Annotated in this window: 1 protein-coding gene; it reads right to left on the bottom strand. The window is 72.6% G+C overall.

The window, feature by feature from the left end; genetic code table 11:
* Positions 1–60: 60 nt before the first annotated feature.
* On the bottom strand, positions 61–995 hold a 935-nt coding region (locus tag AN218_RS29305; protein WP_070020111.1), incomplete at its 5' end, for a sugar phosphate isomerase/epimerase family protein.

Here is a 995-nt window from a genome sequence, read left to right as displayed (position 1 = left end):
GGGCCGCCCGCCGTTGCGGGAGGCCCGGCAGCCGCGTACGCGCCGGGCGTGCGGAGGCCGCTAACGCTCCCGGGCGCGCAGCGAGCGCAGATAGGCGGCCGAACGGCGGGCCGTGCGCAGGGAGTCGGCCGGCTGGTCGTGTTCGACCAGCCAGTTGTGCCGCCGTCCGCCGGGGGTCCTGCCGACCGTCGTCAGGAAGCGACGGTAGTCGATGTCGCCGTCGCCGACGTCGACCATGCGGTAGCCGTCGTCCGCACTCTCGTCGTGCTCCCCGTCCTTGACGTGGAAGAGCGGATAGCGCTCCGGCTGCTTCAGCACGTAGTCGATCGGCTCGAACGGCGCGGGGGTGCCGTCGGGACGGACGCTGAAGCGGTAACGGCCCGCGTACGCCCAGTAGATGTCCATCTCCAGGAAGACCAGGTCCGGGTCGGTCTCGGCGAGCAGCACATCGTAGAGGCGCACGTCGGGCCGGTCCTCGGCGAAGCCGAACTCCATCTGGTGGTTGTGCTGGTAGAACTTCAGGCCGCGTTCGCGCGCCGCCGCGCCGTACCGGTTGAAGTCGTCGGCGGCCCGCTTCCAGGCGTCGACGGTACGGCCGTAGCGGTCGGGGCTCGCGGCCGTCCCCACATGGGGCAGCCCGAGGGCCGCGGCGTCGTCGAGGACCTTCGTGAGCTGGGTGTCGAAGGTGTAGTCGGCGGGGTCGGCGGACCAGTAGCCGACGTGGCTGCCGATGCCGCGCAGCCCGAACTCGCGCAGCAGCCGCCGCAGTTCACCGAGCGAGATGTCCCCGGTGCCCTGGGTGTAGCCGGCGAACTCGACCTGTTCGTAGCCGTACCGGGCGAGTTCGGCGAAGACGGCGGCGAAGCCGATCTCGGCCACCTTGTCGCGCAGCGTGTAGAGCTGGATGCCGAGGCGGCCCTTCGGCACGAGGGGGCGGCCGCGGCCGTGCGAGGCCGCGGCGTCCGGGGCCGCCGTGGTGGCCGCGTGCGCGGGGG

This window comes from Streptomyces nanshensis, assembly GCF_001751255.1.
GTDB lineage: Bacteria > Actinomycetota > Actinomycetes > Streptomycetales > Streptomycetaceae > Streptomyces > Streptomyces nanshensis_A.
Note: the sequence above shows the minus strand (reverse complement) of the source record. Positions and strands in the feature narration are given on the sequence as shown.